Raw genomic sequence first — 13720 nt, 5'->3', positions numbered from 1 at the left:
AGTCCACGGTACCGCGTGTTGCAAACACTGACATGCGGATGCCGGATGATGCTGTCCCGGAAACCTGACCATGTGTTCAGTGCGACCGGCCATGGGCGAACGGTTGCCGAAACCAAGAATGCGGCCGGTGATCCTGCATATGCCTCTGCTGGAACAAGCAAGCACTCCTCAGGCTGGATACTCTGCAACCATACGACATTTGCAGCGCAGCTTTGGCTGCTAATCAGGATGGTCTGAGGAGCCAAAGCTCCTGAAGGTGATTGAATAGCGCAGGTGGTCCACTGCTGGGATGCTGTGCTCCCATTCCGTTCGGGACGGCCCCTGCAAAAGGTACACCGAGCGCGGTTCGGCGACGACGGAGGCGCGCTCCCACTTGCTGCCTGCCTTACGCCTGAAGCGGAACACGCACGGTGATCCGAGCGAGATGCCGACCACCTCAGCGAACATGGGCTTGTCCCTGTGCCAGCCGATCCCGGCTCCAGAGGCGTATTCCGACAAAAGCACGTGCTGCAGATCTGGGGGCTCCAGGCCGGCGAAGCGGGCTGCACGCTCCCGTAAGGGGAGCAGGAAGTCAGGAACGTCCTCTGTCTTTTGCAACTCCATCCGGTTGAAGTCGTACTGCCAGCCGAAGGAGATCACGCGTCGCTTGCCGCGGTAACCTTGGAATTCGAACCCCTTGAACGGTAGGTCCGCAAACCTCTCTACAAGGTCGCGTTCCTCGTCCTTCGACAGGAACTCTAGGCGATAGCGAAAACCTCCCGGCAGGGAAGGGGGTATTTTGAAAAGATCAAATTGGCCTTGGTTCATGAGCGTCTTTCACTGCACGTGAGACGCGCATCCAGCCACTCTGTTCCCTTGCAGAAATGAACGTTGCTGTGGGCGAGGCCGCTCTGACGCTTTCGGGGCCGGATTAGGATCCACAGTCTCTCGGCCGAGAGGGGTCCGTGTTCTCTCGCTGGGCAAGTTCACAGCGCCGCAACGCGCCTGCCGTCTCGGCCAGAAAGCGCCCAGTCGAGCTGACCCGATAGGGCTGCGCTGTGGGGCCGTGTTCGCATGGGAGCAGTGGAATGGCAACTGGCTGAACGAGGGGCCGTTGCCACTTCGTGTCAGAGATAAGTGGCTGGCTATCTCAATCAACAGTCGGGAGCGAGCCGCTGCCAGAAATGTCTCAATTCCATGTTCCGCTTTCCTATGCAGAAATAGGCCTGCTACGGGAAAGGCCGGCTCGGTTCAGAGCAGGTCGAGCTGTGTTTCGGCCTCGGCCTCTGCCCTTGCCGCACCCCGAATTCGCCCCTTCGGCCATCGCTTCGCGAAGTCGATCATGTCGCGACCCACGAGCTCGCCCTTGTCAATAACAGCCTGACGCGTGAGGCCATCAACAGTTATCTTTCCGATGCCCCCGGGCACAGTGACGTCGGCGCGCCAAGGCCCATCGTCAGGCGTGACCACGGCCCACTCGTAGACGGTGATGCAAATGCCACCCTCGCGCAGGATAGTCTCACCCATCTATGTTCCCTCCAAATTCGTCGGATAAACGTCAGTATGCTTGAGAGGAGGCGCTGGTCACGTGTTCAAGTGGTCGATGGTTAACGGCAACCCTCTAGACCAAGCCCTCGGCGGTGAGGCTTTGCTTGCGGTTCAATGAGGCCGCAACAGCCGCGGCGTTGCGAGTGGAGGCGGTGTTTCCTGGTCGTTGGGGGAGACCGCCCACATCGAGATCGTCGCTCGACCGAGGCGGCCTCGGCTGCCGGGAAGATCGTTGAGGAGATCATAGCGCAAGCAATGACATCAGACCGGTAGCAAGGGCGGCAACGCAAAGGTGAAATGAAGTCCTGGAGCGATCCAGACGCGCCAGTTGTCCACCAATTTACGGACAAGCTATTGACCTTGGTCAATCTGTCCGTACATTGGCGGACATGGGACGGCGACACGGACCGCCCATAACCGCAGGGGAACCTCGGTATGACCATGAACACCGCCACCAGCACCCGCTACGCCCTGATCGACAACTGCTCCGGCTACCTGTGGGGCGTGACCGAGGCCTGCGACCCGGTCGCCGCCTGCGCCCGCCTCGACAACATGATCGGCGGCGAGTCCCGCATGTACGAGGACCAGCCCGGGATGCACGCCTCGACTGCCTCTGAGGAGGGCTACCACGTCTACGAGATCCCGGCCGACTTCGTGGACGACGACAAGCTCCGCGACGGCCAGGACAACGAGGCCATCGCCCTCGTCGAGAGCTGGAAGAAGGTCGCCTATGTGGCCACCGCCCAGATGGACAGCTACTTCGAGCCCGAGCAGGAGTGAGCCTCCTAGGCCGGCCTCCGGGCCGGCCCTTCCCCGGGGTGCCACGGCGCTCCAGGCAAAGGGCTGCACGGCGCTTGACGACAGGGACGGCAGTGACTGCCCACAACCGAAGGGAAACCTCGATGATCAAAGCGACCAGCCCCAAGCTTGACAACTGGCTTGACCGTGAGAACGCCAATCCGGTCTTCGTGCGAATGCGCGACATCGCCGACGACCAGCACCCGCACCTGTTCGGCTTCGCCCCGGACTCCTCCGAGGTGATCGGTCTCTACGATCAGGCCTTGGAGAGCATTAAGGCGGAGAACCGCTCCGAAGGTGCCCAGAAAGCGGCCAAGACCCGCATCAAGAATGCGGAGCGCGGGATCTCCCAAGTCGGCCTGAAGGGAACCTCGAAGCAGAGGCAGTGGGCCGCCGAGCTGCGCATGAAGCTCACTGCCGGATTGTCGGACGAAGACCGCGATCTCCTGTACGACCGGGTGGCACACGCAACGTGGTGGATCGACCGGCGCGACCTGCTGAATGATTTCACCCGCGTCGACCGCATCTCCGCCCACGCCCGCAACTACCGCAAGAAGTTAGCGGGCATCGAGGCGGCCCGAGCTGGCCTCAAGGCCGCGGTGGAGGAGACGGGCTACCAGGACGGGCAGATGCTGCCTGGGCCTGTGAGTGAGGCGATCACTGCGTTCAACGCTGCCACAGCGGCTGCGCGCAAGTACTTTGAACCTAAGCGCTGAAAGAACCGACATGAACAATGAGCCTCTGGCCCGCGCGGGCCAACTGCTTCTTGGTCCCGAGTGGCAGCGGCCTCTAGCCCGTCTCCTGGGCCCCCGCCATCCGCTCGGCGAGCGCAATAGCCTGGACCCCCGTCTGGTTCAAAGGTGGGCCTCAGGCGAACGCACAGTCCCGTTATGGGTGTGGGGTGTGCTCGCGGAGATGCTGGAAAGGCAAGTGTCCGACTATCAGCTTCGCGCCAAAGAGTGCGAAGCGCTGTCGTTCACGCTTTACGCAATGTGCGCAGCTGCGCAGGACCGGCACTCTGGCACTGAGGAAAATTCATGACCGCACCCACCCGACCCCTACTTCGCTGGATGGGATCCAAGTGGCGGCTCGCTCCTTGGGTCATCTCACACCTACCGCCGCACGATCTCTACTGCGAGCCATTCGGCGGCTCGGCCAGCGTGCTCATGCGCAAGCCGCGCTCGAAGATCGAAATCCTCGGCGATCTGGATGACGAGCTCCTAAACCTATACGCGGTTGTTCGCGATCCGGCCCTGGCCGCGCAGCTGATGATGGTCTGTTCCCTGACCCCGTTTAGCGATGCCGAGTTCCGGTGCGCCTGCGAGCCCATGACCGAGGACCGCCCCGTTGAACGAGCCCGACGGCTGGTTGTCCGGCACGCGATGCAGGTCTCGCCGGACGTCCGGAAGGTGGGGACGGGGACCGGGTTCCGCCGCTACTCCGGCGAGGGTCGGAAAATCCCGGCCTTCGACTGGGCTACCTACCCCGAGGCCATTGCCGCCATGTCGAAGCGGCTGCAGCGTGTGCTCATCGAGAGAGACGATGCGGTCAAGACGATCCGGCGCCACGACCGCCCGAATGCGCTTTTTTACATTGATCCGCCCTACGTCCACAGCACCCGCAAGGCGCCGACCCGGGGCTACGCGCACGAGATGGATGATGCAGCCCACCGAGAGCTGCTCGACTGCATACTGTCCGTGAAAGGGATGGTCGTCCTCTCCGGCTATGGACATCATTTGTATGATGAGGCCTTGACCGGCTGGAGACGTCTGACCCGTGAGGCCCAGGACCATGCGCGAAACGCGCGCGAGGAGGTTCTTTGGATCTCGCCGCGCGGAGCCGAGGCCCTGGACCAAGGGCGAAGGCAGCTCAGCCTTCTCGACCTCTGAGAGAAGCCCTGACCCAAAGCCGGGGCTTTCTTTTTCTCACGTGCCGTCGCATTCCTGACAGCATGAGCGAACAGAAACCCCAACGCCCGCGCTACGCCGTCATCCCCGAAGAAGACGTCCAGGCTCTCCGCACCCTGGGCCGAGAGGCATTCGGGGAGGGCTGGATTTATAGGCTGGCGCAGCACGCCGGGGTCAGCACGAGGACAGCCCAGAGATGGGCGGCGGGGGAGGCGACCATTCCGGAAGGAGTCCTCAAAGACTTGATAACGGTGCGCTGCCGGGTGGACCGGAGTGGCTACGTCAAGACCTTGCGCGTCCTCGTCGACCAGGCACTGGCCGACGGTCTCTCGCCTCACGCCATCGCGGGTCATCTGCGGGATGAAGCGGCCCGGGTGAAGCCCGAGAAGGAATCCACAGGCTCAAAGGACTGAGTTAACGATCCTTAACGCGTTGTTAACTATTTCGACGTATAGTATGCGCATCGACATGACGAGGCGGGACTGCCCGCTCGATCAGAGGACTGCACATGACCGACGACACCAACACCCGGGACAACCGGGTCGCGCGCATGCGCGATGAAATCTTCCGCACGAAGCACGACCGCCTCACACTTGCCGGCTATCTCCTGTCGACGACGGAGCTCCTGCGCGGCGGCCCGCTCTATCGCCAGTCCCTGCTCGACGACGGCCACGAATGGCTGCGTGAATACCTGCCGCTCATGCAAGGGGTCGGCGAGGAGGCACGCGCGCTCGTCGATGCGCTCGAAGAATTCCACGATGAGTTCACCGCCAAGGCCGCCTATACCGCCGCCAACGCGGCCAAGGCCCTTATGCTGGGGCCGGCGCTAACCGGGCGAACGCCGAAGATCGTCCGACAGATCCTCGATGTGTATATGCGATGCATGTATTACGCTTGGCTCCTCGGCCACAGGGAAGCCGCCAAGTGCGTCGCGGCGCTGGCATTCGATCTCGCCATGGACAGCCCTGGCGAGGTCGCGCAGGTCGAATACCTCGGCACCGCAGTAGCCGCCGCCATGGTCCGGGGCACCGTGAATAGGGAGCGGGCGCACGCTGACGGCATCGCCCAGGCTGCGCGGCTGGGCGGTCTCGCTGCGGATTTCCTGACCGCCCGGGGGACGCCGACGGACGAGCAAAAGAGCCGGATCAGCGCGGCGGTCGGCACGGCTCTCAAGAAGCTCATGGACAATCCTGAGGGCTCGGTCCAGCTCGACGTCTTCCAGGCCCTGCCGGAGCCGGAGCTCGGCGACGGGGATATCCCATTCGAAGAGCCGGCGTCGAAGGGGAAGGTCGTCTTCCCGGCGTTCGAGGCGTACCAGACCGAAGCTGAATCCCGGCGTGTGTCCGCGATGGCGGCGCAGAAGGCGAAGGTCGGCCACCTCGCGGGCAGAGTCCTCCCGTTCGATCCGCCCAGGCCTGCCGACGAAGTCTACCAAGCTCTGGACGCCGAGTTCCCGTACGCTGAGGAAGCCAACGAGGCCTTTGCGCAGGACACCGTCGTGGCCAATCAGCGGGGATATGCTTGGATCCGGAACTCACTGCTCCTTGGCCACCCTGGCCTCGGGAAGACCCGGTACGCCAGGCGGCTCTGCGAGATTGTCGGACTGCGGTACCTGCTGCATTCGATGGCCGGTCAGGCCGATGGGGCTGTGTCAGGAACCAACGCCCAATGGAGCAGTGCTCGCATGTCAAGCGCAGCACAAGCCGCAGCGCATTTCGAGTGCCCGAACCCGTGCTTGATCTTTGACGAGGCAGACAAGGCTGGGACGTCCACGCACAATGGCAATGGTCAGGATGCTCTCGTTCCGTTCCTGGAGCGCGAGAGCGCAGCGCGGATCATCGACCCGTTTTTAGAGATGCCGCTCGACCTGAGCTGCATGCCGTTCCTCTTCACCGCAAACGAGTTGCACAGGGTCTCAGGCCCGCTGCTCGACCGCCTGCGCGTGCTGCGGATCCCGAAGCCGAGGCCTGAGCACCTGCCCACCATCGCAAAGACCATGGTCGCCGACATGAGGGCTGAGAATGACGTCGACGAGATCTGGATGCCCGACCTCTCGGGCGGCGATCTGGATCTCTTGGCCAAGCAGTGGAAGGGCGGCAGCATGCGGCGCCTCCGCCGGTTGGTCGAGGTCCTCGTCGCAAGCCGTGCGACTTTCGCTTCCCGTCACTGATGGGGGTCAGGGATGCACGATCTCTCGACCACAATCGTGGCCGCCTTGAACCTCGGGGCCGGTTTTCGGGAGCACGACGAGCGCCCGCAACAAGCCGCCCAGGCTTTCTTTGAGAGCCTCGGCCAGGACCGCTTGGACACCCTCGTCGAGACCTTGTGGGGCATCATCGAACACAAGGCCTCGACGGCGACCCAGGTGTTGGAGGCCTGGCACGTTATGCAATGTCTCAAGTCGCACAGGAGGCACTTGTGACACGGACGGATGTGTATTGGCACCAGCGCCGTCAGCGCTGGAGCCTGCGCGTGGACAAGCGGGTTGTCGACCACCTGCCGACGTTGGCCTTGGCCGGCTGCCGCATGGTTGTGCGCGAGGCCGAGCGCCAACGGTGCGTGGTCCGTCGCCAGCGCAACGTGCATGCCTGGATCCAGGGTCGTCTGATTGAGCCACCGCGCATTGACGAGGCCTTCCTGCAGATCGGCTACTCGCCCTGGCATGTGGGAGCCTTCACGATCCGCCCAGGGTTCCTACCGATCTTCGAGGCCAACCTCGTGTCGTTCCTGGCCGACGGGACGGCGTGGGCCTTTGTATCCGACCAGACGCAGATGGAGACTGCATCATGACGCGCCGATCAAGATACCCGCTGGCCCCCGGTTGGAGGCCGCCCGAACGCATGATGCAGAAGGCCCCGATCATTGAGGACTACGAGGTCCTCGTCGATGGCGAAGACTGGCACGTGCGCGGCGTTCTCCACGGCGGTGCCGACCCCCGCTTCAAGGACGGCGCGCGGATAACCACGGGCGTCATCCAGGCATACGACGAGGCCGAGGGCTGGGCGATTTCATACCACGGCGGCTACCGGCTCGGAGCGCCGCTCAACGGAGGCAACACATGACTGAAAATTCCCGTCTCTCCCCGGAGGAGTGGGACAAGTTCGTGGCGAGCCAGGAGCCCACGGACATCGACTTGTCCATCGCATCCACTATCGACCAGTGGTATCCAACGAGACGCCGGGGTGTCATATGCATCGTGGGTCGGGTGACCGCCGATCCACGTCACGGCAACGCGACGATCTGCACGAGCGAAGTTCTGCGGGTCGCCGACGATCTCTCGTGGATCCGGACGCGAAATCGCTACTACAGGCTCGGTCGCCGCTACGAGCACAGGAGCATCGAGCAGATCGTGGACGAGGTCCTCGGACCTGGCCCCGGCGTGAAGCCCCTTCCATGGACGGCGGACCTGGGCGACGGCAGGGCCGAATGCCCCGATCTCCCGGCTGCCGAGCCGACGCCAACCGACGACACGTCCCAGCCCTGACCTGCGGACACGTCCGCGTTGCCAGTGGACATGTCCGCTTCATGGTCCATGGCGCCCCGCTCGAAGGCCGCCATGTCCACTGAAAGAGAATCGACAATCCAAGTCTCGCCCGAGACGCCGCACTGGCGCTCGCCGTCCTCTCGCTCGCCATCACCGCAAGCGCCTTCGCTGCAACGGTTTTCTGGTGACCTAGCGGACGTCGGGCAGACGTGCGTCCCACGTCGGGCAGACATGGAAAGGCACAAAGGAAATCTGCATGCGTCTCGCTGTTCTCACGCTCTTGTTATCGACTGTGTCCGCTCAGGCATGGGACGGGCCAGGCTGGCCGGTTTGGAGCTTGAGTGTTCAGGAGGTCCGTGAAGGCTTGTCCTACAACGCGACGCTGACCTTCAAGCGGGCGGGCAAGGCCTGGACCGTCGAGGGATCATGCACGCTGCATGATCCCAGCACCGGCGCATGGTTGACGCAGAAGGCGAAGGGGAGGGCGAGCAAGTCCGAGAGCGGCATCCGGGGCAAGCTAGATCGCCTGGATGGTTTCTACGTCAATCAGTCAAGCATTGTGTTTGGCACCTTGGTGTGTCCGTCCGGTGAGTACCACCTCGGTACGGGAGATTAGGTCGAACAATCTTTCGTAGGCTCAAAGGATGGCTCAACACGTCGATGATCATGTCGGACGATTGATGCAAGCGCGCCATGGCATCGTCAGCTTACAGCCTGTTGTCTGTTGTGTTGCCTCGTCGCTTCCAATTGAGGCACAGGAGCCCAGTTCATGATCTACCTACTTGGTTCCCGACGCTGGAAACGCCGCTCCGCGTCACCTTGTGAAGCGGCAAGATATGGTACCTAAGATCTCTCGCCGTTGGATACCTCGGCTAAGCAGTGCTTCGTAGTAATCGAGCGTGCGGACACGTCCGCAGGTGAGGCCATCGTTGGTGCGTGGATGTGTCCACTCGGGAAAAAGTTACAAATAATAGGAGTAACGGGGGGACGAATTCTATTCGCTGAAAACATGACAATGGACATGTTACCTACGTAGCATGGTTGGATTGCGGCGTAGTTCGCCGCTTCCAGCGTGGTTCATGCATCAGCATGTCAGTAACTTGAGATATCCTGCGTCCCGAGTCGAAATATGCTCCGAGAAGGAAATACTTAACCATGGAGCTACGACTCCTTAAGAAAGCGCCTTTCCCATTAACTGTCGACCGCCGAATCCTTAGACAAAGTTAGTGCACTGCGGTTCTCCTAAGCCATGCAAAATGGAGATCCAAACATGTCAGACCCAGTCGACACGAAGCATTGCCGCACAATCATCGACAACTACTTCCGCTCCCAGATGGAGATGGAGAGCCTCATCGGAGCAAGTCGCTTCAATCTCGCTTTCAAGGACTTCCGTCACAAGCGGTGGACCATTGAAGAGGTCTATCCATATGAGTGGATCCTGCACGCCGAAGGTATTCATGGCTACCCGGATCCCGTGACCGATGGAGTGTCCACATGGGAGCAACTGATGATGCGCGAAGTCAAGGTGACGTCTTGCGATGGGTATTGCCTGGTCTTCTTCTGGCGTGATCAGCAGTGGTCATGCTGGCTCTTCTCCGATGAGAGGCGAGGGACGGTCGAAGTGGCGCAGGCCGAGTATGACGAGCACATGCGCATCATCGAAGAGGCCGAGAATTGCGGGTGACCGCCTCGGGATGCCGGCATCAAACAACAGCGGCGTAGCCCATTCTGGGGTCCAGCTCCGTGCCTGGTCGGCGTGGCGACGTTAATGTGTTAGCGCGCCATTGGTCGCTGTATTCGCATTCAATCAACATCGCCCTCGTTCTGAAACCTCCTTCCCAACCGGCAAAGCCCCTCTTCTCGGCGTGGGCTGACTTCAGGACATCACTGAGAATTCGCTATGGCTATGTACCGTAATTCCTCTGGAACCTACAGCTACTTCAGCGCTCCACCCGAGCACGTCCTTACCCGTGCCATTCAAGCTTGCGCGTTCGCTGCCGGGCGATGCTGGAAATGGTCCGTCAACCGGGATCTCATTGCGCTATTTGGAACTCTTGAGCACATAGCTCTCGATGAACTGGTTGAGCGATATGTCGACATGCTCGCCCAGACACGAGGAGGCTCTCCTGAGAAACCGAATGAGTTCAACCACCGCCGGGCCGGCAACCTGATAGGGTGGGGACTTCGCCTCAATCTCTTGGTGGAGGCAACCACCTGTCATGGCACCCGCGCCTGGCGCCTCGTCGACCGCGAAATGCGGTGGGACATTCATCGGGGACAAGCTCGACAGATCCGAGGTCTGCCTGACGGTGAGCAGGCAATCATGAACCGCAAGCTGCAAACCGAGCGCAAGCGGGCGGCAACATTCGCGAAGAAACACGCGGTGAAGATCGCGGGTGACATCAGGCGGTATATCGACAAGATCCTTCAGGAGGATCCCGAGACAGTGCTCGATGAGAGATTTGCGGATTTCATTGCCCCCTGGTTTACTCCACCCCAAGCGCTGCACGAAGCATCTGGCATCCTCGTGGTGGCACACCACGATTGGGATAAGGCGAAGCAGGAGCTATGGCAGACGCTCCTCGCCTGCGAGTGCCAGCGCGCGACATACCGCGGCTTGGTGCGACCCAGAGTGCCACCGCCGGAGGCTATGTCGGACGAAGATGCTGCCGCGCTCGATAGTCTAGTTTGAACACCTGAACTCATGCAGTCGAAAGAAGAGGGGTAATACGATGTGGGATACACCCAACGATGCCATCCGTGCAGCTCTCGCATTTCTCGATGAGGTCAAGACGCCCACGATGCCTAACGGTGACGCGCCTGTCACAAATAAGGACTGGCTCAAGTGGCATCGCAACATGGCGGCCCGGGCTGACGGAAATCGATCACGCCTGAGCAGCAATATTCTTCAGGGAAATGCTGAGGAAGTCACCCAAGCCCGTGCACTGCAGGAAGAGCTCTGGGCTGTAGCACAATACAACAGGGCGGAAGCAGAAAAGCGCCTCTAAGTGAGCCCGCAGTGCTTTCTGTCCCTCTCGCTGTAATCATGCGAACCCAGAAGCGCGCCATTTTGGCAGTAATCCGAACCGAGTTGCTTCTGTGTAGTGGAGAGCAACCTCGGCCTTAGCAAGTCTAGGTTTCCGGCCCCTTCAACACCTATGCGACAGATCGGGTGAGTTGAGGAAAGGAGAGGTTCTGATTCATCGTAACCTCTGAGAAAGAGAGGATGAGACAGAAACCAGGGTCGGCTAAGGAGCTGGCCAAAAAAGCAGTCAAGGAGATCCGCCGGGCCACCCGCAAGCACTACTCGGCGGAAGAGTAGATCCGGATCGTGCTTGAGGGCCTGCGGGGTGAGGACAGCATCGCCGAGCTGTACCGCCGTATGCGCGATCAATGGGTCTCATGCAGGCATTGGCCATGATCGGCCAGGACCTCAATGATCCGGCATTCGGCCACTTGCCCGTTGTCGCATGCGACCATGCTCTCGAGTTCGTCGCGCAGGGCCATGAGGCGGGCGATCTTATCCTTCACCTCATCAAGATGAGCCTTGGTGATCGCATGGGCGTCGCCGCAGGAGCGGTCCGGGTGGTTTGCGAGGCTCAGGAGTTGGCGGATGGCCTCAATCTCGAAGCCGAGCTCCCGGGCGTGGCGGATGAAATTAAGCCGGCGGACATCTCCGGGGGCGTAGCGGCGTTGCTGGCCCTCGGTACGAATGGCCTCAGCCAATAAACCGATCTGCTCGTAATAACGTATCGTAGGAATCTTCACCGCAGTTTGCCGAGAGAGCTCGCCAATCGTGAGGGACATCAAAAAACCTCTTGAACCTCTAACCGCTAGAGGTTGTAGCGTACCCGCCAGATAGGATCAAACTGGATTTCTGGCAATGACCGACCGCTTGCGTTACCGCGTCGAAGGCATGGATTGCGGCAGTTGCGCCCGCAAAATCGAGACCGCGCTCGCCCGCGTGCCCGGTGTCTCCGACATCAACATCACCACCACGACCGAGACCCTGCGCCTGCGGGTGGCGGAAGCCGGCACGGGCGAGCAGGTCGAGAGGGTGGTCCGCGACCTCGGCTATGGCATCTCGCCCATCAGCGAGGAGGCGCGGCATCATCATGACCATGAGGCCGAGGACGGGTCTTGGTGGCGCTCCGCCAAGGGACGGCTGACGATCCTCTCAGGCCTTGGCCTCGCGGCCGCATGGCTGCTGGCCATGGTCCTGCCTGGCTATGAGGCTTGGCTCTACACCGCCGCCATGGCCATTGGCCTGGTGCCGATTGCCCGCCGTGCGGTTTCCGCCGCCATGGCGGGTGCACCCTTCACCATCGAGACCCTGATGAGCATCGCCGCCATCGGCGCTGTGATCATCGGTGAGACCGAGGAAGCCGCCATCGTGGTGCTGCTATTCCTCGTGGGCGAGCTGTTGGAGGGCGTCGCCGCCGGCAGGGCGCGCGCCAGCATCCGGTCCCTGACCAGCCTGGTGCCCAAGACAGCGTTCATCGAGCGCAACGGAACCCTGGAGGAGGTCCAGGCCGAGACCCTCGCGGTGGGCGACGTGATCGCGGTCCGTCCCGGCGACCGGGTGCCGGCCGACGGCGTGATCGTCTCGGGCGAAAGCGCCATCGACGAGGCTCCGGTGACGGGCGAGAGCACGCCCAAGCGCAAGGGCGAGGGCGAGACCGTCTTCGCCGGCACCATCAACACGGATGGCAGCCTGAGCGTGCGGGTGACCGCGGAGGCGCAGGACAACACCATCGCCCGCGTGGTCCGTTTGGTCGAGGAGGCGCAGGAGGCCAAGGCCCCGACCGAGCGCTTTATCGACCGCTTCTCGCGCTACTACACCCCCGCCGTGCTTGTCGTCGGCGCCCTTGTGGCCATCCTGCCGCCGCTGGTGGGGGGCGAGCCCTGGGGCGAGTGGGTCTACAAGGGGCTGGCCGTGCTGCTGATCGGCTGCCCGTGCGCCCTCGTGATCTCGACCCCCGCCGCCATCGCGGCGGGCTTGGCGGCCGGTGCTCGCCGCGGGCTCCTGATCAAGGGTGGCGCGGTGCTGGAAATCCTCGGCAAGGTCACCGCGGTTGCCCTCGACAAGACCGGCACCCTCACCGAAGGTCGTCCCAAGGTGACCGACGTCATTGTGTTGCAGGGCCCCGAGCGCGATGTCCTGGAGGATGCGGCCGCCCTGGACGCGACGTCCTCCCACCCCATCGCGAAGGCCATCGTGGCGCGGGCGCAGGCCGAGGGCATCGAGGTCGCCCCCGCCGTCGGTGTCATGGCGCTCGGCGGTAAGGGCGTGAAGGGTCGGTTCCGCCGGCGCGGCCTGTATCTGGGCTCGCCCAAGGCGGCTGCCGACATCACACCTCTCCCGGCCGAGGCTGAGGCCCGCATCAGCGCCCTGCAGGAGGAGGGCAAGACCGTGTCCGTTCTCCTTGTGAACGACACGCCCGTCGGGCTGATCGCGGTGCGGGACGAGCCCCGCGAGGACGCCACCGCCGGCCTGCAGGCGCTCAAGGCGCGCGGGATCAAGCCGATCATGCTCACCGGTGACAACGCCAAGACGGCGGCGGCCATCGCCCATACCTTGGGCGTGGAGCCGCGGGCCGACCTGCTGCCGCAGGACAAGCTTCGCATCGTCAACGAGCTCAAGGCCCAGGGGCAGGTCGTCGCCAAGGTCGGCGACGGCATCAATGACGCTCCGGCTCTGGCCGCGGCAGATGTCGGCATCGCCATGGGCGGCGGCACCGACGTGGCGCTGGAGACGGCGGACGCCGCCGTGTTGCATGGACGCGTGCTCGACATCGCCCGCATGATCGCGCTCTCCAAGGCCACGATGGGCAACATCCGCCAGAACATCGTCGTGGCTCTCGGGCTCAAGGTGGTGTTCCTGGTCACCACCATCATCGGCATCACCGGGCTTTGGCCGGCGATCCTGGCCGACACCGGCGCGACGGTTCTGGTGACCGCGAACGCCATGCGTCTGCTCGGCTTCCGTGGCAATGCGTGAGGG

The 13720-nt window shown here is 62.5% G+C and carries 17 protein-coding genes and 1 pseudogene; 15 read left to right on the top strand and 3 right to left on the bottom strand.

All coding sequences use genetic code 11. The features are described from left to right. Positions 1–219: 219 nt before the first annotated feature. Together JQC81_RS04395 and JQC81_RS04390 are read right to left on the bottom strand one after the other, a co-directional pair. Positions 220–807: an alpha-ketoglutarate-dependent dioxygenase AlkB gene (locus JQC81_RS04395; protein WP_203270504.1), complete on the bottom strand. Its 588-nt coding sequence runs from the start codon at positions 805–807 to the stop codon at positions 220–222. A 423-nt stretch (positions 808–1230) separates the two neighbouring features. Then, entirely contained in the window at positions 1231–1506 is a 276-nt protein-coding gene (locus JQC81_RS04390; RefSeq protein WP_203270503.1) for a hypothetical protein, read from the bottom strand. A gap of 456 nt (positions 1507–1962) precedes the next feature. On the opposite strand from JQC81_RS04390, the gene JQC81_RS04385 reads away from it, so the two are divergent. The 14 genes and pseudogenes from JQC81_RS04385 to JQC81_RS32940 form a co-directional block, all read left to right on the top strand. Next, complete coding sequence (locus tag JQC81_RS04385) at positions 1963–2307, top strand: hypothetical protein (protein WP_203270502.1); 345 nt, start codon at positions 1963–1965, stop codon at positions 2305–2307. Positions 2308–2429: 122 nt separating this feature from the next. Continuing rightward, positions 2430–3041: a hypothetical protein gene (locus JQC81_RS04380; RefSeq protein WP_203270501.1), complete on the top strand. Its 612-nt coding sequence runs from the start codon at positions 2430–2432 to the stop codon at positions 3039–3041. A 321-nt stretch (positions 3042–3362) separates the two neighbouring features. After that, positions 3363–4214: a DNA adenine methylase gene (locus JQC81_RS04375; RefSeq protein WP_203270500.1), complete on the top strand. Its 852-nt coding sequence runs from the start codon at positions 3363–3365 to the stop codon at positions 4212–4214. 62 nt (positions 4215–4276) lie between these two features. Next, positions 4277–4645, top strand: a complete 369-nt coding sequence (locus JQC81_RS04370) for a hypothetical protein (RefSeq protein ID WP_203270499.1) — start codon at positions 4277–4279, stop codon at positions 4643–4645. 95 nt (positions 4646–4740) lie between these two features. Further along, complete coding sequence (locus JQC81_RS04365; RefSeq protein WP_203270498.1) at positions 4741–6402, top strand: AAA family ATPase; 1662 nt, start codon at positions 4741–4743, stop codon at positions 6400–6402. Positions 6403–6414: 12 nt separating this feature from the next. Further along, on the top strand, positions 6415–6654 hold the full coding sequence (locus JQC81_RS04360; protein WP_203270497.1) for a hypothetical protein: 240 nt from the start codon (positions 6415–6417) through the stop codon (positions 6652–6654). Further along, on the top strand, positions 6651–7022 hold the full coding sequence (locus tag JQC81_RS04355) for a L5-gp82 domain-containing phage-derived protein (protein ID WP_203270496.1): 372 nt from the start codon (positions 6651–6653) through the stop codon (positions 7020–7022). Before JQC81_RS04360 ends, JQC81_RS04355 begins: the two co-directional genes overlap by 4 nt. Positions 7023–7072: 50 nt before the next feature. Then, complete coding sequence (locus tag JQC81_RS04350) at positions 7073–7294, top strand: hypothetical protein (RefSeq protein ID WP_203270495.1); 222 nt, start codon at positions 7073–7075, stop codon at positions 7292–7294. Beyond that, positions 7291–7716, top strand: coding sequence for a DUF6634 family protein (locus JQC81_RS04345; RefSeq protein ID WP_203270494.1), 426 nt, complete (start codon positions 7291–7293; stop codon positions 7714–7716). Before JQC81_RS04350 ends, JQC81_RS04345 begins: the two co-directional genes overlap by 4 nt. A gap of 256 nt (positions 7717–7972) precedes the next feature. Further along, positions 7973–8332, top strand: coding sequence for a hypothetical protein (locus JQC81_RS04340; protein ID WP_203270493.1), 360 nt, complete (start codon positions 7973–7975; stop codon positions 8330–8332). A 654-nt stretch (positions 8333–8986) separates the two neighbouring features. Further along, positions 8987–9400, top strand: coding sequence for a hypothetical protein (locus tag JQC81_RS04335; protein WP_203270492.1), 414 nt, complete (start codon positions 8987–8989; stop codon positions 9398–9400). Between the two features lie 216 nt (positions 9401–9616). Beyond that, positions 9617–10408: a hypothetical protein gene (locus JQC81_RS04330; RefSeq protein ID WP_203270491.1), complete on the top strand. Its 792-nt coding sequence runs from the start codon at positions 9617–9619 to the stop codon at positions 10406–10408. A gap of 40 nt (positions 10409–10448) precedes the next feature. Then, complete coding sequence (locus JQC81_RS04325; RefSeq protein WP_203270490.1) at positions 10449–10724, top strand: hypothetical protein; 276 nt, start codon at positions 10449–10451, stop codon at positions 10722–10724. Positions 10725–10942: 218 nt separating this feature from the next. Next, positions 10943–11098: pseudogene (locus JQC81_RS32940) on the top strand (IS3 family transposase); the annotation flags it as partial. Positions 11099–11106: 8 nt separating this feature from the next. Here the strand turns inward: JQC81_RS32940 and JQC81_RS04320 are convergent. Continuing rightward, the gene (locus tag JQC81_RS04320; RefSeq protein WP_446685723.1) at positions 11107–11526 is read right to left on the bottom strand and encodes a MerR family transcriptional regulator; all 420 of its coding nucleotides are present in this window, start codon (positions 11524–11526) and stop codon (positions 11107–11109) included. Between the two features lie 73 nt (positions 11527–11599). On the opposite strand from JQC81_RS04320, the gene JQC81_RS04315 reads away from it, so the two are divergent. After that, positions 11600–13717, top strand: a complete 2118-nt coding sequence (locus JQC81_RS04315; RefSeq protein ID WP_203270488.1) for a heavy metal translocating P-type ATPase — start codon at positions 11600–11602, stop codon at positions 13715–13717. Positions 13718–13720: the final 3 nt, after the last annotated feature.

The organism is Microvirga arabica (assembly GCF_016811235.1).
Lineage (GTDB): Bacteria > Pseudomonadota > Alphaproteobacteria > Rhizobiales > Beijerinckiaceae > Microvirga > Microvirga arabica.
Note: the sequence above shows the minus strand (reverse complement) of the source record. Positions and strands in the feature narration are given on the sequence as shown.

Coding starts and splice junctions, on each gene's coding strand:
- JQC81_RS04395 (WP_203270504.1), bottom strand. CDS start 807: ATGAACCAAGGCCAATTTGATCTTTTCAAAATACCCCCTTCCCTGCCG.
- JQC81_RS04390 (WP_203270503.1), bottom strand. CDS start 1,506: ATGGGTGAGACTATCCTGCGCGAGGGTGGCATTTGCATCACCGTCTAC.
- JQC81_RS04385 (WP_203270502.1), top strand. CDS start 1,963: ATGACCATGAACACCGCCACCAGCACCCGCTACGCCCTGATCGACAAC.
- JQC81_RS04380 (WP_203270501.1), top strand. CDS start 2,430: ATGATCAAAGCGACCAGCCCCAAGCTTGACAACTGGCTTGACCGTGAG.
- JQC81_RS04375 (WP_203270500.1), top strand. CDS start 3,363: ATGACCGCACCCACCCGACCCCTACTTCGCTGGATGGGATCCAAGTGG.
- JQC81_RS04370 (WP_203270499.1), top strand. CDS start 4,277: ATGAGCGAACAGAAACCCCAACGCCCGCGCTACGCCGTCATCCCCGAA.
- JQC81_RS04365 (WP_203270498.1), top strand. CDS start 4,741: ATGACCGACGACACCAACACCCGGGACAACCGGGTCGCGCGCATGCGC.
- JQC81_RS04360 (WP_203270497.1), top strand. CDS start 6,415: ATGCACGATCTCTCGACCACAATCGTGGCCGCCTTGAACCTCGGGGCC.
- JQC81_RS04350 (WP_203270495.1), top strand. CDS start 7,073: ATGATGCAGAAGGCCCCGATCATTGAGGACTACGAGGTCCTCGTCGAT.
- JQC81_RS04345 (WP_203270494.1), top strand. CDS start 7,291: ATGACTGAAAATTCCCGTCTCTCCCCGGAGGAGTGGGACAAGTTCGTG.
- JQC81_RS04340 (WP_203270493.1), top strand. CDS start 7,973: ATGCGTCTCGCTGTTCTCACGCTCTTGTTATCGACTGTGTCCGCTCAG.
- JQC81_RS04335 (WP_203270492.1), top strand. CDS start 8,987: ATGTCAGACCCAGTCGACACGAAGCATTGCCGCACAATCATCGACAAC.
- JQC81_RS04330 (WP_203270491.1), top strand. CDS start 9,617: ATGGCTATGTACCGTAATTCCTCTGGAACCTACAGCTACTTCAGCGCT.
- JQC81_RS04325 (WP_203270490.1), top strand. CDS start 10,449: ATGTGGGATACACCCAACGATGCCATCCGTGCAGCTCTCGCATTTCTC.
- JQC81_RS04315 (WP_203270488.1), top strand. CDS start 11,600: ATGACCGACCGCTTGCGTTACCGCGTCGAAGGCATGGATTGCGGCAGT.